Genomic DNA, 21,000 nt, shown 5'->3' on the forward strand with positions numbered 1-21,000 from the left:
ATGTTGTCATTATGTGAACTATCAGTGGCATATCAAGTCACAATTTCCCGAAGCAAGCGTGCACCCTGACGGAGCGAAAGGCCGGGTAAATAGGCACGTGTCAGGGCCCTGCCGATCGCCGGCAGATGAAGCGGATCCTGATAGTACAGATACAACGTGCGGTAGTCAGGCTTGAACCGGGACTTAAAGGCGGCCAACGACCGGAAGCCGTAGACAGGTTCCAGGGCATGCCCCACGACATCCAGGATGCGCACGAGGTTCTCGGCCACCACAGGCTCCTCCGGGACGGGTTCTCCCTCATGTACGGGGTCTCCATCGGGAACCCGGTCTCCGTCCGGGACTGTGGCTGTATTGCTGTCCGCCGGCCCCCGTGCCAGCGGGGAACCGGACAGGGAGATGACCTCCACTGATTTCCGAAGTTCCAGCACTGCCGAGGCGATGAGGAACTCCATGACTCCCGGGAATCCCCCGGCACCCCGCCGCATAACGTCCAGGGTCCGGCTGACCAGCCTCCCGCCGTCGTAAACGGGAAGCCAGCTGGTGACGCCGTGCACGTTGCCTTCCGCGTCCACGGCGAGGCAGCACAGGACCTCTTTATCCATCAGCTCATCCATGCCACCCAGGGTGAATCCCATTTCCGGCACCGTTTTCCCGGCCGCCCACTCCTCTGAGACCTCACTGAGGCGGGCGCGAAGGGCCGCGGGCAGCCCTTCGTACGTTCCCCACACAGCCTTGACTCCGATCTTGCCAGCCCTGTTCAGGGCGGTCCGCACGTTCTGCCATTCCTTGCCCTTGAATTCGAGCTCCCTGACCGCAAGCCTGGTCTCCTGGGCCACCGGCACCCGGTGGAACCCCCGGTCCCGAAGAAGCGGCCACAGCCTGTCATCACAGGAGTAGAAGGCCGGAATCAGTGCCCTGCTGCTGCAATGCCCCAGGAATCCTTCAGCCACCCCGTGATGCCCGTCTGCGGCGCCGAAAGGACCAGCAAGGGTTAGCGCAACGCTGCCATGCTGCTGGTATGCCACGGCACCCTGGTGGTCCGGGCTGAACCAATAGCTGTTGGGATCCCAGGTGGCCATCCAGGACAAGGAATCGCCGCCCTGCTGCAGGAGGCCGCGCACCCGGGCTTTGTTGTTGCTGCCGGGATCGCTGCTGTGGTGCCGTCCCATCAGGACTGCCCAGACTCCCGCGAGGGCGACAAGCCAGAACGCCGGTCCCGCGTAGGCGAAGATGAACGACTCCAGGCCGTCCCGTTCCGAGAACACACGGTGATACAGGTTGGGGACCGGAACGGGAAGGTACTGCCGTGCCAGCTCGGCGAGCAGGCCAAGCAGTCCTCCGTCCCGCGCCATTCCGCCTGCTCCCCACCACGCCAGGCTGTAGGCACCTGCCAGGGCAATCCACACTCCACCCACCACGGCCACCAGGGCACGCCTGTAGGAGGGAGGAGTTTCAACCCTGAACTGGCGTCTGTTGAACCATAGAAGGAGCGTCAACAGCAGGGGTACTGTCACGAGCGGCAGGATGTGTGCGAATCCGGATCCCATGGCGGCAGTGTGCCGGCCCGACGGATAATGCGGGATCAGGGCAAACAACGCAAGGTAGACGGCTGCCAATGCCGTGACGGCCAGCTGGAGGGCCAGCGCGATGCGAAGCGCCATCCGGCGGCCCCGCCGCATCCCGTCGGCACAGATGAGCAGCAGGGCCACGGGAACCACGCCCAGCGCCAAGCCGAAGGGGCCAGCGATGCCCTGGCGGCCCGCCTCCAGGCACGATGCTTGCACTGTGGCGCCGCAGTACAACTCAAGTTGGTTGAGTGTGGGCAAGGGGTTGAGGACGATGTCACGCAGGAGGGCCAGCGGACCGGTGGGCGTCCTGGCGACGGCGGTCAGGATGGGGCCGACGGCAAAAACCGCAACGGTCAGGGCCAGAAGGTTCCTTGTCTCACGGCCTGTGGACCGGTGCCGGCGGAATGGGCCCTGGTCAGCGCGGACCCACCAGCGGACCGACAGTCCCAGGAGAGCGCCCAGGAGTCCGATGACAGTCTCGGGGTGTCCGACGTAGAGAACCAGCAGGAGGGAAACGGACAGCAGGATGGTGGGAAGCCTGCGCTGCCAGAGGACCGGCAGCCTGCCGCTCGCCGCCATGGAAACGGTCAGGACCGCGGCGTACGGTCCGATGAGCATGCTGTCAGCCATCAGGCCCAGCCAGCCGTCCCCCGCATACCGTGCCAGCTGGGTAATCAGCAGAAACAAGGTGACGCAGGCAAACTGGCCGCCAAAGAATAAGGCGACGGTGGGTAGCGTGCCGATCCTGCTCTCAGCCAGGCCCAGCAGCAGCAGAATCATCAGGGATGCCACCACGTAGGCCAGCGGGTTGGTGGCAAAGAACAGCGAGGTAAAGAGCGTCCACCAACTGCCGGATTTCAGTCCTGGCCCGCTTACCCCCGCAAGATCCAGCAGTGACTCGGCCGGTCCGCTCAGGAAGCTTCCGCTGAAGGCGCCAGTCAGCAGGAAAATGCCCAGAACCGCCAGGGTAAACGGCGCTGAACGGAGGCGGGCTACCGCCATCCTCCAGGTGGGGCGTCCTACCGTATGCCAGGCCAGCGCGGCAGTTCTAATCTCCGGCTCCGCGCTCATTGCGGCAGGCCCCACCGGCCGGCCAGGAAGGCCAGCCCGCCTGCCATTCCCTTCGACGGGGTGTCCCAGGAATGCCCGGCCTTTCCCACCTGCCTGGCGTCAACTGTGAAGCCTGCCTTACGGGCTGCGTCTGCCAGCGTGTCCATGTAACCCACGAATTCGGGGTCCCGCTCCCCTGCCGCAAAATAGGCCCCGGAGGAATCGAAACGTGTCCGTCCCATGATGGACAGCGGCGTCAGGCTCTCGAAGCCGGCGGTGTCGCCGGGGAAGGAGGCGTCTATGGTCTTTTGCCGCTCCTTGGCCAGGGCAGGCTCCACTTCACTGGAGAATGCAAGCACGGAGCTGAAGATGTCAGGATGCCGGGTGCCCATCTGCAGAGCGCACGTTGCGCCGAAGGAGAACCCTCCCACCGCCCAGTGCCGGCGGTCCGGATCCACGCTGAGGCTGTCGCTGATCCAGCGTGGAACGTCCTTGGACAAATACGTATCGGCCGCTGCAATGCGGCTGTCCATGCAGAGCGTATTCGCAGACTGGGAACCGTTGGGGTCCGCCACCACCACCACCGGCGCCACTCCGCCATGGCCGGCCGCGAAGGTGTCCAGGTGTGCGCGCAGAGCTCCTCCCGTCAGCCAATCCGCGGGCCCGCCGGGCTGGCCGGAAAAAAGGAGCAGGACGGGAAGGGCAGGCCGGTTTGGGGCGAAGTAGGCCGGCGGCAGGTAAACGTAGGCCTCCCTGGTGTCCATCCCGGAAGCTTCGCCAGGGATCGAAGCCTTGCGCAGCACTCCCTCGCCGGGCAATTCTTCCTGGGGTTGCCATCCTTCAAGGGGCACCAGGGCAGCCGCATCCGCGTGCCGCATCAAGTCAGGTTCAAGGGTGGGAATCCGCGCTACAGCCGTGCCCGCCAGATCGCTGACCGTGCGGTTGAGGCCAAAGTAGGCGTTGATTTGCACCCCTGACAGCAGCAACACCAGGAGCAGACCTGCGCAGGCGGTGCTCCGCTGACGCCAGGACCCGCCCGGCAGGCGCACGAGCACCACGATCAGCGCGGCCAGGGGTGGGACGCTCCAGAACAGTACGTCGTCCGGGAGATCTTCCGGGAAGGTGGAAAAAACGTAGATCAGGGCCCAGTGCACCGCGGCCACCAGGGCGGCGGCGCCAGCAATGGCCAGGCCAACTGCCAGAAGCCAACGGCGGGGACGGAAAGGGGCCGGGCGCCAGGCAAGATAGGCGGTCGCTGCAACCCCGAGGATCCAGGCAGCCCAGAAAACCGGTCCGTCGGTCAGGCGGATGTCAGCAACAAAATCCACGGCAGCTAACGCCAGGTGCCGACGCCGATAACGGGTCCGGCTTCAAGCCAGGACGACAGCCCGGTGTAGGCATCGAACTTCATGGCGAGCCGCAGGTCCTGGCCTTCGTACCGCAGTTCAACGATCACGACGTCGGGCTGGACCTTGACGGCCTCGGACTCGGTGGGTTTTCGGCGTCCAAGGAGCTCGAGGGAACTTCGCTTGAACTTGTGTTTGGGACGGACACTGAGCGAGAGCAGCCGGAACCATTCGAGGTCGTTGTCCTGATAACGACAAACCCCCATCTGCCAGCTGTTTCCAGCCATGCAAATGGAGGCGTCCACCGTGCCCAGGGCGCGCCGCAGATTGAAGCGGCGCACCCCAAAAAGGCACAGTGCAAATATCAGCAATCCAAAAATGATTGCCATGGCGATGAACGGAAGACTCGGTGCGTCCATCAAGGTCGTGCTAGCGGATCCCAGCAGTAGCCGCGTCGCCCAGCTGGGCGTTGTCAGCAACAATAACCACGCGGTTGTTGTCGACGGAGAAGAATCCGCCATCAACAACTACGGCAATGCGGTCACCGGAAACAGGCTGAATCGCCAGTTCACCTTCGGCCAGGATCGCCAGCAGGGGCGAGTGGCCGGGCAGGATTCCGATTTCACCATCGCTGGTGCGGGCCTTGACCATCTTGGCCGCTCCGGACCACACGAAGTGGTCCGCTGCGACAATCTCAACCTCAAGCTCAGCCATATTACTTGGTCTGTTCCTGGATCTTGGCCCACTGGCGCTCAACGTCATCCAGGCCGCCGACGTTGAAGAACGCCTGCTCTGCAATGTGGTCGAGGTCGCCGTCGCAGATCGCGGTGAAGCCTTCGATGGTGTCCTTGATGGAAACCGTGGAGCCTTCGACGCCGGTGAACTGCTTGGCGGTGTAGGTGTTCTGGGAAAGGAACTGCTGGATGCGGCGTGCACGCGACACGACGATCTTGTCCTCTTCCGAGAGCTCGTCAACGCCGAGGATGGCGATGATGTCCTGGAGTTCCTTGTTCTTCTGCAGGATCTGCTTGACACGGACAGCCGTGTTGTAGTGATCCTTGCCGATGTACTGGGGGTCCAGGATTCGGGAGGTGGACGTCAGCGGGTCCACGGCGGGGTACAGGCCACGCGATGCAATTTCACGGGAAAGTTCCGTGGTGGCATCCAGGTGCGCGAACGTGGTGGCCGGGGCCGGGTCGGTGTAGTCATCTGCGGGGACGTAGATGGCCTGCATCGAGGTGATGGAGTGGCCCTTGGTGGACGTAATGCGCTCCTGCAGGAGGCCCATCTCGTCTGCAAGGTTGGGCTGGTAGCCCACGGCCGACGGCATGCGGCCGAGGAGGGTGGAAACCTCGGAACCTGCCTGCGTGAAGCGGAAGATGTTGTCGATGAAGAGCAACACGTCCTGCTTCTGCACATCGCGGAAGTACTCCGCCATGGTGAGGGCGGACAGTGCCACGCGCAGACGCGTTCCAGGCGGTTCGTCCATCTGGCCGAACACAAGGGCGGTGTCCTTCAGGACGCCTGCCTCTTCCATTTCAACCCAGAGGTCGTTACCTTCACGGGTACGCTCGCCAACACCGGCGAATACCGAAGTACCACCGAAGTTGCGGGCCACACGGGTGATCATTTCCTGGATCAGAACGGTCTTGCCGACGCCGGCGCCACCGAAGAGGCCGATCTTTCCACCCTTGATGTACGGGGTGAGGAGGTCGATGACCTTAATGCCGGTTTCAAGCATTTCGGTCTGGCCTTCAAGCGAGGCGAAAGACGGTGCCTTGCGGTGGATCGGCCAGCGCTCGGTGGTCTCCAGCTCCGACTCGGCAATGTCCAGGGGCTGGCCCAGGACGTTGAAGATGTGTCCCTTGACGCCGTCGCCGACGGGAACCGAGATAGGGGAACCGCTGTCCACCACAGACGTGCCGCGGACAAGTCCGTCGGTGGCCTGCAGGGCGATGGCGCGGACGAGGTTGTCACCCAGGTGCTGGGAGGTCTCGAACGTGATGGGCCGGGTCACACCGTTGAGGGTAATTTCAGCGGTGAGGGCGTTGTAAATCGAGGGGATTGCGTCAGCCGGGAATTCGACGTCGACAACCGGGCCAATGACACGAGCAATACGGCCGGTGGCACCGGACGTTGCGGCTACGTGTTCGGTAGCAGTGGCAGTCATCTCTCTCACTTCACTCAGTAGATGGCGTGGTTACGTTTATTTGTGGTGCAGGTACAGCTGATCTGAGACTGTAGGCGGCTAGGACGCGAGTGCGTCGGCACCGGCCACAATCTCTGAAAGCTCCTGCGTAATCTCAGCCTGGCGGGCAGTGTTGCGCAGACGCGTGTACTTCTTGATGAGGTCTGTAGCGTTGTCGCCTGCAGACTTCATCGCCCGCTGGCGGGCCGCGAGCTCGGAAGCCGCCGCCTGCAGCATCGCCGCAAAGAGGCGCGATTCGATGTAGCGCGGCAGCAGAGCGTCAAGCACCCGCTCGGTTTCCGGCTCAAACTCATACAGCGGCAGGAGTTCGGATTCCGATGCAGCCTGCTCTTCAACAACTTCGAGCGGAAGCAGGCGGACCACAGTGGGTTCCTGCGTCACCATGGACTTGAAACGGGTGTAGACAACGTGGATCTCGTCCACACCGCCCTCTTCGTAGTCCGTGGCAAAATCCGCAAGGAGTGCCTCGCCAACTTCGCGCGCCGTTTCGAATTCAGGTGCGTCAGTGCCGCCGGTCCATACGCGGGCGTACTCCCGGCCCCGGAACTCGAAGTACGCCTGTGCCTTACGGCCGACGAGGTACGTCTTTACTTCCTTGCCTTCGGCGTGAAGCAGTTCGTTAAGACCTTCCGCCTGCTTGAGCACACTCGCGGAGTATGACCCTGCCAGGCCGCGGTCCGAGGTGATTACCAGGACTGCTGCGCGACGGATCTGCTCCGGCTCGGTGGTCAGCGGGTGGTCGATTTCGCTCTGGCTTGCGACAGCAGAAACGGCGCGGGTTATCGCGTTCGCGTAAGGCAGTGAAGCTGCTACGCGTGCGCGGGCCTTGCCGATGCGCGAGGTAGCGATCAGTTCCATCGCCTTGAAGATCTTGCGCATCGACGTCGTCGAGCTGATCTTCTGGCGGTAGACCCGAATCTGGGCTCCCATACTTATCCTTTCCTAAGATCCCGTTGGCCGGGACTGCCGGAACCGTGAGGGGTCCCGGCAGTCCCTGCCAGCGAAACTAGCGCTTCTGCCTGACGATTTTTTCCTGGTCGACCTGGGCCTCATCGATGGCCTGGTGCTCCTCGTGGCCGGCGCCAACGAGGTGGTTGTCGCCCTCCCCGAAGAAGCCCTGCTTGAAGTCCACGATGGCGGTCTTCAGTGCGGCAGCGGTGTCATCGTCGAGGACGTTGGTCTGCGCGAGCGTGGTCAGGATGGAGGACCGGTGCTTGAGGTGCTCCAGGAAGCCTGCCTCGAAGCGGTTGATGTCCTCTACAGGAACGTCGTCGAGGTAACCGTTGGTGCCGGCCCAAATCGAGACAACCTGGTCCTCGACCGGGAACGGCGCGTACTGTCCCTGCTTGAGCAGTTCCATCAGGCGTGCACCACGGGTCAGCTGCTGGCGTGAGGCAGCATCCAGATCCGAGGCGAACATGGCGAATGCCTGCATGTCGCGGTACTGGGCCAGGTCCAGCTTCAAGGTACCGGAGACCTTCTTCATGGACTTGACCTGTGCGGCACCGCCAACGCGGGACACAGAGACACCCACGTCAACAGCGGGGCGCTGGTTGGCGTTGAAGAGATCCGACTGGAGGAAGATCTGGCCGTCAGTGATGGAGATGACGTTGGTCGGAATGTAGGCCGAGACGTCGTTTGCCTTGGTCTCGATGAGCGGCAGGCCGGTCATCGAGCCGGCGCCCAGCTCGTCGGAGAGCTTGGCACAACGCTCCAGGAGGCGGGAGTGCAGGTAGAAGACGTCGCCCGGGTAGGCTTCGCGTCCCGGCGGACGGCGGAGCAGCAGCGATACTGCACGGTAGGCCTCAGCCTGCTTGGACAGGTCATCAAACACGATCAGGACGTGCTTGCCGCCGTACATCCAGTGCTGGCCGATGGCAGAACCTGCATACGGTGCCAGGTACTTGAAGCCAGCGGGGTCAGAAGCCGGGGACGCCACGATGGTGGTGTACTCCAGTGCGCCGTTGTCCTCGAGGGTCTGGCGGATGGCAGCGATCGTCGACGCCTTCTGGCCAATGGCGACGTAGATGCAGCGGACCTGCTTGGTCACATCACCGGAAGCCCAGTTGGCCTTCTGGTTGATGATCGTGTCAATGGCGATGGCCGACTTGCCCGTCTGGCGGTCACCAATGATCAGCTGGCGCTGGCCGCGGCCGATCGGGATCATGGCGTCGATAGCCTTCAGGCCGGTCTGCATCGGTTCGTGCACAGACTTGCGCTGGGTGACGCCCGGAGCCTGGAGTTCCAGGGCGCGGGTGGTCTCAGCCTTGATTTCGCCGAGGTCGTCGATGGGGACACCGAGGGGGTCCACCACGCGGCCGAGGAATGCGTCGCCGACGGGTACGGACAGAACCTGACCCGTGCGGTGAACTTCCTGGCCTTCTTCAATCCCGGTGAAGTCACCGAGGACAATGACACCGATCTCGCGGACGTCGAGGTTCTGGGCCAGGCCCAGAGTGCCGTCTTCGAAGCGAAGCAGCTCGTTCGCCATGACCGAGGGAAGGCCCTCAACACGGGCGATGCCGTCACTTGCGGTGGTAACGCGGCCGACCTCTACGCGTTCTGCGTTTCCGGGTTCGTAGGACGCCGCGAACTCGTTCAGCGCATTACGGACGTCGTCGGCGTTGATGGTCAATTCGGCCATCTGCAGTCCCTGCTCTCCTGTTTTCGTGATCATCGTTGCTCACGATGACCGGGGTTTCTATCAGTTAAGGTTGTGCTTTGTCCGGTTTAGCCGGCGAGCTGACGGTGGAGCTGGCCCAGACGGGTAACAACGGAAGCGTCAACCACTTCGTCGCCCACCTGGATCCGGATACCGCCGATGAGCGTCGGGTCAACGTTGATGTTGACCTTCAGCTCACGCCCGTAAAGGGCGTTCAGCCCGGCCTGGAGCCGGCTGGCCTGCGTCTCCGTCAAGGGACGGGTAACGCTGACCGTTGCAATCCAGCGGAGCTGGCGCTTTGCTGCCAGCTCTGCAAACCGCGCCACAAGCCGGGTGGGCTTGATGCCGCGGGGCTGGGACACTGCCTGGCCAATCAGGACCTTTGCTTCCTCGCTTGCTCCTGGAACAAGCTTTTCGGCCAAGGCTGTCTTCGCTGCCGCGCTTGCTTGCGGCTCGGACAGAGCACGCTGTACCTCGTGGTTGGAGGCAACGGCCTGGTTGAAGGAGAACAGATCGTTCTCCAGCTCTTCCAGCCCGCTGATTCCAGAGGCTGAGACGGCCGACTTGTTTTCAGCGACGGCGATAACCACCGAAGCGGCAAGGGTCTCGAGTGCATCGCCGATATCGCGTGCAGATGCCCAGCGTGAGCCGGCCAGTCCGCTCGCAATTTCAACAGCATCGGCGGAAACTTTTCCGCCAAACAACTGCCGGACCAGCGCCGCCTTTTCTTCGCCGTTACGGGAGGGATCAGTAAGCGCACGCCGCAGTCCAGCCGACGTGTCCACCGTTCCCAGAATGCCGAAGAGTTCCTTAGCCAACTGCAGCGAAGCCGTAGGAAGCTTGGCTTCCAATTCAGCCAGAGCCTTGGTCAGCGATTCGCTCGATACACCTGCCATTACTTAGCTGCACCTGCGTTCTGGCTCTCCAGATCTGCCAGGAAGCGGTCAACAACACGGCTTGCGCGGTCGTCGTCATTGAGGGCTTCGCCCACAATGCGGCCGGCAAGAGTGGTAGCAAGTGAACCGACCTCGGAGCGCAGGGAGACAACTGCCGCCTGGCGCTCTGATTCGATCTGCACGTGCGCCTGCGCGGTGATACGCGCGGACTCTGCGGCAGCCTTTTCCTTCAGATCGGCGAGGATCTGGGCGCCTTCGGCACGGGCTTCCTCGCGGATGCGGTTGGCCTCTGCACGGGCGTCCGTGAGCTGCTGCTTGTATTCTTCGAGGGCTGCAGAAGCTTCCGCCTGGGCCTTCTCGGCCTTGGCGATGCCGCCCTCAATTGCCTCAGCGCGCTCTGCGAATGTCTTCTCGAACATCGGGACAACGAACTTGACCACGATGAACATGAGGACAGCAAAGCCGACGAGGACAACGCCCATTTCCCAGACGTTGGGTACCAGTGGGTTAGTCTCGCCCTCTGTGGCGGCTGAGATGATCACCTGGTTCATAATTCACCCGTCCTTATCTACTCGGTTCTGGATGTTCGCTTGTTCTGAAGACTAGAGAACGAAGGCGAAGACCAGGCCGAGGATGGCGAGGGCTTCAGTCAGCGCGAGGCCGAGGAACGCGATCGGCTGCAGGACGCGCTGGGCTTCCGGCTGGCGTGCCACACCGTTGATGTAAGCGGCGAACACGAGACCAACACCGATACCACCTCCGATTGCGGACAGACCGTAACCTACGAGGTTGAGATTGCCTTCCATTTTTCTTCCTTTCAAGATGCCACCCATGTGGCAGGTTGTTTGGGTTGCTTCATCCCCGCGAGGGGAAGCTTTTTGGGAGCCTAGTGGCTGTCGGCGTGAAGTGCGCCTTCGATGTAGATCGCGGTCAGCAGGGTGAATACATAGGCCTGCAGGACCATGATCAGTGCTTCAAGCATGTACATGGCGATCGCGCCGCCAAGGACCAGGAGGGAGGTGCCCTTCAGCAGGACGTTCTCCTGCATGATGAGGAACTCGATGCCGTAGCCGGCGATCATCACGATGAGGTGCCCGGCGAGCATGGTCGCGAACAGACGGAGGCTGTGCGTGACGGGCCGGACCAGGAAGTTGGAGATAATCTCGATCGGGATAACGATCGGAAGGATGTACCAGGGAACGCCGGAGGGCACCGTGGCCAGCTTGAAGTAGCGCAGGCCGTTCTTCTTGATGCCGATGGCGATCCAGGTGAAGTAAACGATGCCCGCCAGGACATAGGCGCCGCCGACGTGTGAGAACGTGGGGAGCTGAAAGAACGGGATGGCCCCGTAGATGTTGTTCACCAGGATGAAGAAGAACAGGCTGAACAGCAGCGGGACATACTTCATGAAGTCCCTGCCGCCGATGATGTCCTTGGCGATTCCGTTGCGGACGAAGCCGTAGGCGGCCTCGCCGGCGAACTGGAGCTTGCCTGGTACCAGCTGCTGCTTGCGTGCGGCAAGCACGAAGAAGACGGCGATAAAGGCAACAGAGAGCAGGACAAGCAGCATCTGCTTGGAGAATCCCTCTGCGGCACCCCACGGCAGGATTGCCGGCAAATGCATTTCGTTAATTCCAGGAGGAGTAAACTCTCCTGAATCTTGGGCCGGGAGCGCAAGCGCGATCAACGCGTTTCCTCTCTGCAGTGTCCATCATTGGGCGTTGGGCAGGGACCGGCAGCCATTAGGCCTGCTGTTCCCCTTGTGAAATTATTTGGCATTAGTGTTTGCCGTCCTTGGACGGCCCGCTGGCAGCAGGGCGATCCCCCGCATTTTTTCGAGTACTGGTGAGGCCATGCATGTGGGAAAGGTAAAAACCTCCGACGGCTCCAAGCAGAGCGCCTGCGAGCACGAACCAGCGCGTTCCCCACAGATAATCCAGACCCCACCCTATCAAACTCCAGACGATGATTCCGCCAATTATGTAGCTAAAGACGGCTATTCCGGCGTTGTATCCGCCGTCGTTATTCTCAGCCGAAACACCAGGTGCGGAACCGGTTACCTGGTGCTTGGAGGCGCCGCTGCCTCCCACTCGCTTCCGGTCAGACATCTCGCGGTTCCTTGGTTTCGGGGTCGTTATAGATCTGCAGCCGTGCCTTGCTGAAGCCGTAAAGCTCCGCGGCCTGCCACAGCAGCACTGCGACGACGGCACCGATCAGGAACCAACGGCCATGCAGCCATTCCGGAGCCCCGATAAGGAACAGGACAACGGCGAACCCGACCACCTTGATGAAGTACGTCGCAACGAACACCCCAATGGCACCCGAGGGGTTGCTGCGCCCCACGAAATGGCCTACCAGGAGGCTGATTCCGAAGAATGCCATAACCAGCAGTCCGCCCAAAGCAACCGAGAAGGCGCCGTTGACGCCGTCCAGAAGCGCGGCGGCTACGGAGCACAGGGCCAAGCCGGCCGCGGCTGCCAGCGAACTGAGCCGCAGGAGCCCCAGCCACAGCGACGCGGTGGAACCTGAAACGCCAACGGGTCCGGAGCCGGACGCATGTCCGGACTCGGCGTTGGAGGTCATGGGATCCCGATCGTCGGTGGCTTGGCAGAGCTGAGTGAAGGCAGCGTTTGGCTGCCCCTGAATTCTACACGAGATAGAAATAATTCCGAACGCTGTTACGCCGGTGCCTGGTCGTTCCGGCGGCTGAGGTAGGGCCACGCGGTGATCAGGCCCATGACCAGCGTGGCGAAGAGGTCAGCGGAGAGCACGATCTGCCAGGGGAACACTGCAAAAGCCAGTCCTCCGAAAGACAGGATGGCGGTCCAGAGGTACATCAGGATCACCACGGTCCGGTGCGAATAGCCGATGTCCAGCAGCTTGTGGTGGAGATGGCCGCGGTCCGCAGACCATGGTGACCGGCCGCGGGCTGTGCGGCGAATTACGGCCAGGCCCAAGTCAAGCAGCGGCAGGAAGAGCACGGCGAACGGCAGGAGGATGGGAATGACGGTGGAAATGCCGTTGGCGCGGTCATACAGGCCCGAAGTGATCTGGCCGGTGGAGACGATACCGGCCGCGGACATCAGCAGGCCGATCAGCATGGCCCCGGAATCACCCATGAAGATCTTGGACGGGAACCAGTTGTGCGGCAGGAATCCGATGCAGCTGCCCACCAAAACAGCGGTGATCAGCGTCGCCAGGTCCGAATAGTCCAGGAGTACGGCGTTTCGGTGCACCCAGTAGGCGGTGAAAAAGAATGCTGTGCCGCCGATGATGGCCACACCGGCAGCCAGCCCGTCCAGCCCATCGATGAAGTTGAAGGCGTTCATGGTGGTGACGATCAGCCCGGCAGTCAGCACCACCCGGAGCATCTCATTGTCCAAAGTGATCGGTTCCGGTACCCAGGGGACAATGGTCATCTGGACTCCCCAGATGGCCACCACCAGGGCTGCGGCACTTTGTCCGATGAGCTTTACCCACCAACGGATGTCCAGCAGGTCATCGGCTACGCCCACCAGCACGATCAGCGCGGCTCCGGCGAGGATTCCCCACGGGGAAAAGTTGTTCCGGTAAATGTCCTTCACAAAAAAGGACTGGCTTGCCACAATGAGCGCAACCATCACCCCCAGGAAGATCGCCACCCCGCCGAGCCGTGATACCGGGGTGGAATGCATATCCCGGCTGCGGATGGGCAGGTGCAGTTCGAGCCTGTTGCCGATCACCCGGGCAAGCCAGGTCATCGAATAGGACACGACGGCAGCCGTCAAGCCCATGAGCAGGTACATAATCATGCGATGGCGGCCGTTTCGTCGGTGTGCCCTGCAGGCCCGGGAAAGAGCCCAGGCCCAGGCTGCTGCCCGGGCAGGTGCTCCTCGATTGATGGGCTCACTGGCCGGGTCTCTGACTTTCGATAAATGAAACTTCTCCGTCGCCGGGCGCGCAGCAGGCAGCACGTTTTGCTTGTACGCAGTGCCTTACAGGGCTGTATTACAGTGGACTCTAGTCAAGATACTAGCGCCAACGGCTCCATGGCTTCGCGCCACACTGGCGCATTGCGAGCGGGGAACACCCTGAAGGCCATGCTGAAAGGAATCCCATGCCCGTTCGGGTTGCTGTCGCCGCCGTGACATTTAACCGTCACAAAGAGCTGGCTGTCCTGTTGGACGCCATCAACGCCCAGTCCGCCACGGTGGACACCATTTGCCTCATTGACAGCGGCACCGAACCGGCCCGGGACGTGGCCGCCAAACATTCCAACGTCGATTACGTCCGCTCTGAGGCCAACCTCGGCGGCGCCGGAGGTTTTGCCCTCGCCGCCCTCAAGGCCGTTGCCAGCGGTGCGAAATGGATCTGGATGATGGACGACGACGCCGAGCCGGCGGACGCCGAATGCCTCGCCACGCTGTTGCGCGAGGCCGAGGCACGCGACCTTGAGGCGGTGGTCCCGCTGGTGACGGCGCCGGGCCATCCGGACCGGCTGTCCTTTTTCTTCCGCCTGGACGGCAAGGTCACCCACGACCGGGCAGAGGTGGAAAAGCTTGGCTTCCTGCCGGATGACGGCCACTTCTTCAACGGCGCACTGATCCGCTCTGACGTCTTTTTCAAAGTGGGCCTGCCGGACATGCGCCTCTTCATCCGCGGCGACGAAGTGGACTTCACCATCCGCCTGCGGAAGGCGGGCATCCGCTTTGGCACTGTCACCACCACTGCCATCACTCATCCGCATGCCTTCACCGAAACCAAGCACGTCTACGGCGCCGGCTGGCATGTGATTGTGCCGGAGTCGGCCTTCAAGCGGTACTACTACTACCGCAATCGCGGTTACCTGATCAGGCGCTACTTCCGCGTCAAATCGTTAGTGGCCGACGTCGGCGGTTATGTTGGATATTTTGCCCAGCGCCGGGACCTGCCCGGGTTCCTGGACTGGGCCAGGTCGTTCAGCACCGGTTTGCGGGCCAAGGGCTTCGCTCCCCTGGAGGACCAGAAGTTCTAGGGGTTGCGCCGGAGGCGGCGGCGGGCCAGGAGCCAGAGCAGGACCCACGGCTCACCGAAAACCCGGTAGGCAACCCGCCGGGGGTGCAGGATGAGCCGCCATGCCCACTCCAGGCCGAGCCTGCCCAGCCATCGGGGTGCGAGCTTCTGGATTCCCGCCAGTTGTTCGATGGCTCCGCCAACGGTGCAATAGATCGCCGGCGGCAGTGAACCAATCCGGCGCTGTAGCACGGACTCCTGCAGCGGCATGCCCAATCCGAGCAGGACAAGCTGGGGACGCTGCTCCTCGAGCCACGCGGCTGCGGCTTCTTCGGCGCTGTCATTCCAGCCTTCGCCCGGCATACCCACCACCGTGGCCGACGGCACAATACCCTCGAGCCGCAGGACTGCCTTGGCGTTTGCTTCAGGTCCTGCCCCGATGACTGCGATCCGCTCAAGACCGGCAACCTGGCCAAGGGCAGGGATCCAGTCGGTGGAGCCCAGGCGATAATCCATCACGGCCCCTGAGGCCGTGCGGGACCTGCTCCACAACCACAGGACGGGTGCGCCGTCGAGAAGTACGACGTCGCTGTCCTCGTACAGTGCACGGAATGCCGCGTCGGAATGAGTGAGCGTAACGCTGTGCAGGTTGTGTCCCAGGACGGTCCTGGTGGTCCCGTCGGCCACAAAACCCTCAAGGACAGCCATGAGTTCGGCTACCTTCAGTGGTGTGGCGTCTATGCCCAGGACAGGAATCTGCTGCCGAGCGAGCGTCATCCGGCGTCGGATTCCCGCGGTCCGGCGGCGCGCTCCGCCGCAGCAGGCTGGGTTGTGGCCTGCTCCGGTCCCGCTGCGTCTGCAGGGGCTGCGTCTGCAGGAACTCCCTGGGCTTTGTCAGCTACGGGCTTTGCCTCAGGTGCCGCCGTGGCTTCTTCCGCTGCGGGTGCCGCCGGGGCCTCTTCCGCTGCAGGTGCCGCCTCGACTTCCGTGGCTTCTTCCGCTGCAGGTTCCTCGGCCATCGGAACTTCTCCCAGGCCCAGGACCCCCGGCACGTGTTCCCGCAACTGCGCCAGCGTCACGGCGCCATTGCGCACTACACGCAGGAGGGGGCCCGTGGCGTCCACGATGGTGGAAGGCAAGGCTTCAGCAGTGTTGAGCGGGCGGACACCGCCCTCGAGATAGACCTCCACGGAGTCGGCGAGCTGGGCACGTGCCTCGGCGGCCGTCTGCGCCGGGGCCTGGCCGGTACGGTTAGCCGACGATACGGCCAGGGGCCCGGTGAGCGTGAGGAGTTCCTGGGCAACCTCGTCTGCTGGCATCCTCAGGGCGACGGTTCCTTTGGTCTCCCCCAGGTCCCAGTCCAGTGACGGCTGGGCATGCAGGATCAGGGTGAGTCCGCCGGGCCAGAAAGCCTCGGCCAGCTTGCGGGCGTCCGCCGAAACATCTGTCGCCAGGCCGTCCAGCGCGTTAAGGCGAGGAATCAGGACGGGCGGAGGCATGGTCCGGCTGCGGCCCTTGGAGACCAGCAGCATGGTGACTGCGTGCGGTGAGAAGGCGTCCGCGGCGATCCCGTATACCGTGTCGGTGGGCAATACCACGCACTTTTTTTCGCTGATGGCACGCTGGGCATGCTCCAGTCCCAGGGCGCGCTGATCATCGGACGTGCAGTCGTAGGTTATGGTCACTGGCCTATTCTTTCATCACTCAGGAGGCGGACCGGCCAGTGTGGCGCTGGTGGCGCGTTCCTTGCCGTTGAGATCCAGATGCGTTGTAATCCCGGCCCAGACGCCGGCCCGCTTCATCAGGGCGGCCACCCAGGCCGCCTGCACTTCGGCGTGCTCCATCACAAAGTAGCCGCCCGGAACCAGCAACCGCGCTGCGGAGGCCGCTGCCGCCGTCGGAAGTTCCATGCCGTCCGCTCCCCCGCCGTAAAGCGCTTCCGGGGGATCGTGCAGTGCCACTTCCGGTTCGTTCGGGACGGCTTCGGCGGGGATGTACGGCGGGTTGGACACCACGACGTCGAAGGTTCCGTTGTGGTCGGGCAGCGCGTTCCGCAGATCCCCCAGGACTAGTTTGACGCCCAGGGGCGCCAGGTTCCTGGCTGCCCAGGCGTGGGCGAAGGCGCTGTACTCCACGGCGTGGACATCAGCGCCGGGGATCTCGTGGGCAATGGAACCGGCAATCGCGCCGGAACCCGTTCCCAGATCAACAATCCTCGGGTGTGGCATGTCCTTGACGTGGTCAATCACCAGCTGCACCACCGATTCGGTTTCGGGACGCGGGATAAACACGCCGGGTCCGACGGCGAGCTCCAAGTACCTGAAATGGGCCACTCCCGTGATGTGCTGCAGCGGAATCCGTCGCGCCCGCTCGGCAACAAGCTCGGCGTAGCCTTCAGGCGCGGGTGCGTCACCGAGCATCATGGCCCGCAACCGTCCCAGTCCGACACCCAGCAGATGGTCCGCCAGCAATTCCGCGTCCACTCGGGGACTGGGAACGCCGGCGTCCTGGAGTACGGCCGTTGCTTCGCTGACGGCAGCGGCGAGGGACTGCCCGGAGCTGGTGGTCATCTGATCCCGCAGTTATTCCCCGATGGCGTCCAGGCGTGCCTGTTCGTCCATCTCGATGGCTGACTGAATCACCGGTTCCAGGTCCCCGTTCATGACCTGATCCAGGTTGTACGCCTTGTAACCGGTGCGGTGGTCGGCAATCCGGTTTTCCGGGTAGTTGTAGGTGCGGATGCGTTCGGAACGGTCCATGGTGCGGATCTGGGACTTCCGCTGGGCCGAGTTCTCTGCGTCGATCTGCTCCTGCTGGTGCGCCAGGATGCGGGCACGCAGGACGCGCATGCCGGCTTCGCGGTTCTGCAGCTGCGACTTTTCGTTCTGCATGGCCACCACAATCCCGGTGGGAAGGTGCGTGATGCGGACAGCCGAGTCAGTGGTATTCACGGACTGGCCACCGGGGCCTGAAGACCGGTAGACATCGATTTTGAGATCGTTCTGGTTGATTTCGAGCTCTTCCGGCTCGTCAACCTCGGGCAGGACCAGCACGCCCGCAGCTGAGGTATGGATCCGGCCCTGCGACTCAGTCACGGGAACACGCTGGACGCGGTGCACTCCACCCTCGAACTTCAGCCGGGCATAGACGCCCTCGGCCGGATCGTTGGAGTTGCCTTTGACGGCCATCTGGACGTCCTTGTACCCGCCAAGATCGGATTCGGTGGCCGAGATGAGCTCAGTCTTCCAGCCGCGCGATTCCGCGTACCGGGTGTACATCCGCAGCAGGTCGCCGGCGAACAGTGCAGCCTCGTCGCCGCCCTCGCCACCCTTGACCTCCAGGATCACGTTGCGGGCATCATCAGGATCGCGCGGAATGAGCAAGCGCCGCAGCTTGGCCGCAGCCTCCTCCAGGGCAGCCTCCAGCACCGGCACCTCGGCAGCAAACTCAGGATCCTCCGCCGCCATCTCCTTCGCCGCGGCAAGGTCATCCTCAATGGCATGCCACTTGTTGTAAGCCTCCACAATGCCGTTCAACTGAGCGGAACGCCGCCCCAGCTTCCGGGCAAGCCGCTGGTCAGCATAAACAGCAGGATCCCCCAGCTGCGCCTGGATAGCATCATGCTCATCAAGCAGGCCCTGTACGGACTCAAACATTTTTCAAAACCTCTTTCGACTCTCTCAAGTCTAGTGAAAACAACAAAACGGGACCGCGGCTGGTGACTTAACGACGAACCGCTCAAAATATGCCGGCCGGGGAGTGGCTTCGGGCCTGCCGGAGCCGGATGGCTTTCGATCGTAGATCGCAAGCCACCCGGCGGAGGGGCGGGGCCGGCATATTTTGAGCGGTGAGCTCAGCTATTTGTCGTTATCGGACTTTGCACCAAGCGTCGTCTTCTGGACCTGCATCAGGAACTCGACGTTGCTTTGGGTCTCCCGGATCTTGTTGGTCAGCAGCTCAAGGCTCTGCTGGGTCTCGAGCCCGGAGAGGACGCGGCGCAGCTTCCACATGATCTTGACTTCCTCGGGGGAAAGCAGGTTCTCTTCGCGGCGGGTGCCGGACGCGTTGACGTCCACGGCCGGGAAGATGCGCTTGTCTGCCAGCTGGCGGGAGAGGCGGAGCTCCATGTTGCCGGTGCCCTTGAACTCTTCGAAGATGACCTCGTCCATCTTGGAACCGGTCTCCACGAGCGCGGTGGCCAGGATGGTGAGCGAGCCGCCGTTTTCGATGTTGCGGGCTGCACCGAAGAAGCGCTTCGGTGGGTACAGCGCTGCGGAATCGACACCACCGGACAGGATGCGGCCGGAGGCCGGTGCTGCCAGGTTGTAGGCGCGGCCCAGGCGGGTCATGGAGTCCAGCAGGACCACCACGTCCATGCCCATCTCTACGAGGCGCTTGGCGCGTTCGATGGAGAGTTCAGCAACGGTGGTGTGGTCATCGGCGGGACGGTCGAAGGTGGAGGCAATGACCTCACCCTTGACGGTGCGCTGCATGTCCGTGACTTCTTCGGGCCGTTCGTCAACCAGCACCATCATGAGGTGGACCTCAGGATTGTTGGTGGTGATGGCGTTCGCGATGGACTGCAGGATGAGCGTCTTGCCAGCCTTGGGCGGGGAGACGATCAGGCCACGCTGGCCCTTGCCGATGGGCGCCACGAGGTCGATGACACGCGGACCGATCTTTTTGGGGTCCGTCTCGAGGCGCAGGCGCTCGGACGGGTACAGCGGGACCAGCTTGGCGAATTCGACGCGGTCCTTCAGCTCTTCGGACGTCTTGCCGTTCACTGACGTGACGCGGACCAGGGCGTTGAACTTCTGGCGTGCCGACTGCTGGCTGCGGTCTTCGCCGTCGCGGGGAGCGCGGATGGCGCCAACCACTGCATCGCCCTTACGCAGGTTGTACTTCTTGACCTGTGCCAGGGACACATAGACGTCGTTCGGGCCGGGCAGGTAGCCGGACGTACGGATGAACGCGTAGTTCTCCAGGACGTCAAGGATGCCCGCCACCGGCAGCAGGACGTCGTCCTCGGTGACCTCGACGTCGTCGACGTCAGGGCCCTGGGCACGTCCGCGACGGCGGTCATTGCGGTCACGGAAACGGTCATTGCGGGAATTGTTGTCCCGGCTGTCCCGGCTGTCCTGTCCGCCTGAACGGTCGCTGCGGTCATTCCTGTCGCGGCGGTTCCGGCGGTTCCGGCGGCTGCCGCCGTCTGAATCGTCGCTGTCGCGGCTGTCGCGGCCGAGTTCCCGGGTGTCTTCCCGGCGATTGCCGTCACGCTGGCCGCCGTCACGGCTGCCTGCGTTATCGCGGCCGCCGTCGGCAGCCTCACGGGCTGAGGTGTCCCGTGCCGGGGTTTCGCGGGCTGCGGTGTCGCGGGCAGTTTCCCGGGCACCGTCCCTGGCACCGCGGGTGCGGCTGCTTCGGTCCGCCCGTGCGCCGTCACCGGACTCGACGGGCTGCGACTCGGTGCGCTCTGCCGTGCGCTGCTCGGCAGCAGGCTGGTCTGCAGCCGCTTCAACGGTTTCAGCAGCCAGCGGAGCAGCGGCAACGGCTTCCCCACGGCGGCGGTTACGGGTGCGGGGCTGGCGACGCTCGCCGGCGCCTTCGGCCGCTGTCTCGCCTGCTTCGGCGGCAGGCGTTTCGACGGCGGCGGGAGCTACCGATGCGGCGGGAGCTTCAGCGGCAGGAGACTCTGAGGCGGGAGCGGCAACGACGCCGTCGCTTCCGGCCCGGCGGCTGCGGCCGCGGCCACGTGCCCGGGTTCCCTCGGCGGCCGGGGCCTCCGTAGCTTCGGCGGGCGCCTCAACCGGTGCTGCCGCAGCGGGAGCGGTCTTGGTCTCGCTCGCCTTCTCTGTGCCCTTGACCTGGGCCTTGGTGACCGGCGTGCCCGAGCGATGGGCGGAAATGGCCGTGACCAGGTCCCCCTTGCGCATGCGGGATCCGCCGGAAATACCCAACTGGCTGGCAAGTGCCTGCAGTTGGGCGAGCTTCAGGCCGGCAAGGCCGCTGCTCTTTGCGGGCGCGGCCGTTGATGATCCGGCAGCAGAAGATGATAGTTCCACAGCTGAAGACAGCTCAGTGGTTTCGGTCACGAAGGATCCTTCCCCCTCGACGGCGTCCAGACTGGGAGCTGGACGCGATGATTTGATCTGGGCTGCAGTTCAGATCTGCAGCCGGGATTTCGGCCTTGCCGGTTGGATTTCGGCCAGCAGGGCCGGATACTGATTCACCTTCTGTTCCGCACTAACGGAACGGCGGGCTGACGTTCAGGGCAGACAATGAGGCTGCGGGTTCCTGC

The 21,000-nt window shown here is 63.3% G+C and carries 20 protein-coding genes; 1 reads left to right on the forward strand and 19 read right to left on the reverse strand.

Translation table 11 applies throughout. The features are described from left to right. Positions 1-32: 32 nt before the first annotated feature. From M1E17_RS15280 to M1E17_RS15345, 14 genes are all read right to left on the reverse strand, one after another. Entirely contained in the window at positions 33-2,639 is a 2,607-nt protein-coding gene (locus tag M1E17_RS15280; RefSeq protein ID WP_457962829.1) for a bifunctional lysylphosphatidylglycerol flippase/synthetase MprF, read from the reverse strand. After that, complete coding sequence (locus M1E17_RS15285; RefSeq protein WP_457962830.1) at positions 2,636-3,946, reverse strand: alpha/beta hydrolase; 1,311 nt, start codon at positions 3,944-3,946, stop codon at positions 2,636-2,638. Before M1E17_RS15285 ends, M1E17_RS15280 begins: the two co-directional genes overlap by 4 nt. Positions 3,947-3,951: 5 nt before the next feature. Beyond that, a complete protein-coding gene (locus tag M1E17_RS15290) occupies positions 3,952-4,383 on the reverse strand; it encodes a DUF2550 domain-containing protein (RefSeq protein ID WP_457962831.1) in 432 nt (143 codons plus the stop codon). A gap of 10 nt (positions 4,384-4,393) precedes the next feature. Then, a complete protein-coding gene (locus M1E17_RS15295; protein ID WP_247042889.1) occupies positions 4,394-4,678 on the reverse strand; it encodes a F0F1 ATP synthase subunit epsilon in 285 nt (94 codons plus the stop codon). Between the two features lies 1 nt (position 4,679). After that, positions 4,680-6,134 carry a F0F1 ATP synthase subunit beta gene (atpD, locus tag M1E17_RS15300; RefSeq protein ID WP_457962832.1) on the reverse strand — a complete coding sequence of 485 codons (1,455 nt, stop codon included), beginning with the start codon at positions 6,132-6,134 and terminating at the stop codon, positions 4,680-4,682. A gap of 78 nt (positions 6,135-6,212) precedes the next feature. Further along, a complete protein-coding gene (locus M1E17_RS15305; RefSeq protein WP_457962833.1) occupies positions 6,213-7,103 on the reverse strand; it encodes a F0F1 ATP synthase subunit gamma in 891 nt (296 codons plus the stop codon). Between the two features lie 76 nt (positions 7,104-7,179). Next, positions 7,180-8,817 (reverse strand): F0F1 ATP synthase subunit alpha, encoded by a 1,638-nt coding sequence (atpA, locus tag M1E17_RS15310; protein ID WP_267275552.1) that lies wholly within the window; start codon positions 8,815-8,817, stop codon positions 7,180-7,182. A gap of 86 nt (positions 8,818-8,903) precedes the next feature. After that, positions 8,904-9,731, reverse strand: a complete 828-nt coding sequence (locus M1E17_RS15315) for a F0F1 ATP synthase subunit delta (RefSeq protein ID WP_457962834.1) — start codon at positions 9,729-9,731, stop codon at positions 8,904-8,906. Next, positions 9,731-10,282: a F0F1 ATP synthase subunit B gene (locus M1E17_RS15320; RefSeq protein ID WP_457962835.1), complete on the reverse strand. Its 552-nt coding sequence runs from the start codon at positions 10,280-10,282 to the stop codon at positions 9,731-9,733. Before M1E17_RS15320 ends, M1E17_RS15315 begins: the two co-directional genes overlap by 1 nt. Before the next feature lie 51 nt (positions 10,283-10,333). Beyond that, positions 10,334-10,537, reverse strand: a complete 204-nt coding sequence (atpE, locus tag M1E17_RS15325; protein ID WP_009356484.1) for an ATP synthase F0 subunit C — start codon at positions 10,535-10,537, stop codon at positions 10,334-10,336. A gap of 80 nt (positions 10,538-10,617) precedes the next feature. Then, positions 10,618-11,418, reverse strand: a complete 801-nt coding sequence (atpB, locus tag M1E17_RS15330) for a F0F1 ATP synthase subunit A (RefSeq protein ID WP_457962836.1) — start codon at positions 11,416-11,418, stop codon at positions 10,618-10,620. Positions 11,419-11,509: 91 nt separating this feature from the next. Beyond that, positions 11,510-11,839, reverse strand: coding sequence for an AtpZ/AtpI family protein (locus M1E17_RS15335; RefSeq protein ID WP_457962837.1), 330 nt, complete (start codon positions 11,837-11,839; stop codon positions 11,510-11,512). Then, positions 11,832-12,314, reverse strand: a complete 483-nt coding sequence (locus tag M1E17_RS15340) for a hypothetical protein (RefSeq protein ID WP_457962838.1) — start codon at positions 12,312-12,314, stop codon at positions 11,832-11,834. Before M1E17_RS15340 ends, M1E17_RS15335 begins: the two co-directional genes overlap by 8 nt. Positions 12,315-12,409: 95 nt before the next feature. Beyond that, positions 12,410-13,522 (reverse strand): MraY family glycosyltransferase, encoded by a 1,113-nt coding sequence (locus tag M1E17_RS15345; protein WP_457962839.1) that lies wholly within the window; start codon positions 13,520-13,522, stop codon positions 12,410-12,412. A gap of 305 nt (positions 13,523-13,827) precedes the next feature. Between M1E17_RS15345 and M1E17_RS15350 the strand changes: the two genes are divergently transcribed. Then, positions 13,828-14,724: a glycosyltransferase gene (locus M1E17_RS15350; RefSeq protein ID WP_457962840.1), complete on the forward strand. Its 897-nt coding sequence runs from the start codon at positions 13,828-13,830 to the stop codon at positions 14,722-14,724. On the opposite strand, the gene M1E17_RS15355 is transcribed toward M1E17_RS15350, so the two are convergent. The 5 genes from M1E17_RS15355 to rho all read right to left on the reverse strand — a co-directional run bounded on the left by M1E17_RS15355 (position 14,721) and on the right by rho (position 20,794). Further along, complete coding sequence (locus tag M1E17_RS15355) at positions 14,721-15,479, reverse strand: WecB/TagA/CpsF family glycosyltransferase (RefSeq protein WP_457962841.1); 759 nt, start codon at positions 15,477-15,479, stop codon at positions 14,721-14,723. The two genes, M1E17_RS15350 and M1E17_RS15355, sit on opposite strands and share 4 nt — an antisense overlap. Continuing rightward, entirely contained in the window at positions 15,476-16,387 is a 912-nt protein-coding gene (locus tag M1E17_RS15360; RefSeq protein WP_457962842.1) for an L-threonylcarbamoyladenylate synthase, read from the reverse strand. Before M1E17_RS15360 ends, M1E17_RS15355 begins: the two co-directional genes overlap by 4 nt. Positions 16,388-16,402: 15 nt before the next feature. Beyond that, positions 16,403-17,272, reverse strand: coding sequence for a peptide chain release factor N(5)-glutamine methyltransferase (gene prmC, locus M1E17_RS15365; protein ID WP_457962843.1), 870 nt, complete (start codon positions 17,270-17,272; stop codon positions 16,403-16,405). Positions 17,273-17,284: 12 nt separating this feature from the next. After that, complete coding sequence (prfA, locus tag M1E17_RS15370; protein WP_457962844.1) at positions 17,285-18,358, reverse strand: peptide chain release factor 1; 1,074 nt, start codon at positions 18,356-18,358, stop codon at positions 17,285-17,287. 201 nt (positions 18,359-18,559) lie between these two features. Continuing rightward, entirely contained in the window at positions 18,560-20,794 is a 2,235-nt protein-coding gene (gene rho, locus M1E17_RS15375) for a transcription termination factor Rho (protein WP_457962845.1), read from the reverse strand. Positions 20,795-21,000 lie beyond the last annotated feature (206 nt).

The organism is Arthrobacter sp. D1-29, from assembly GCF_054130585.1.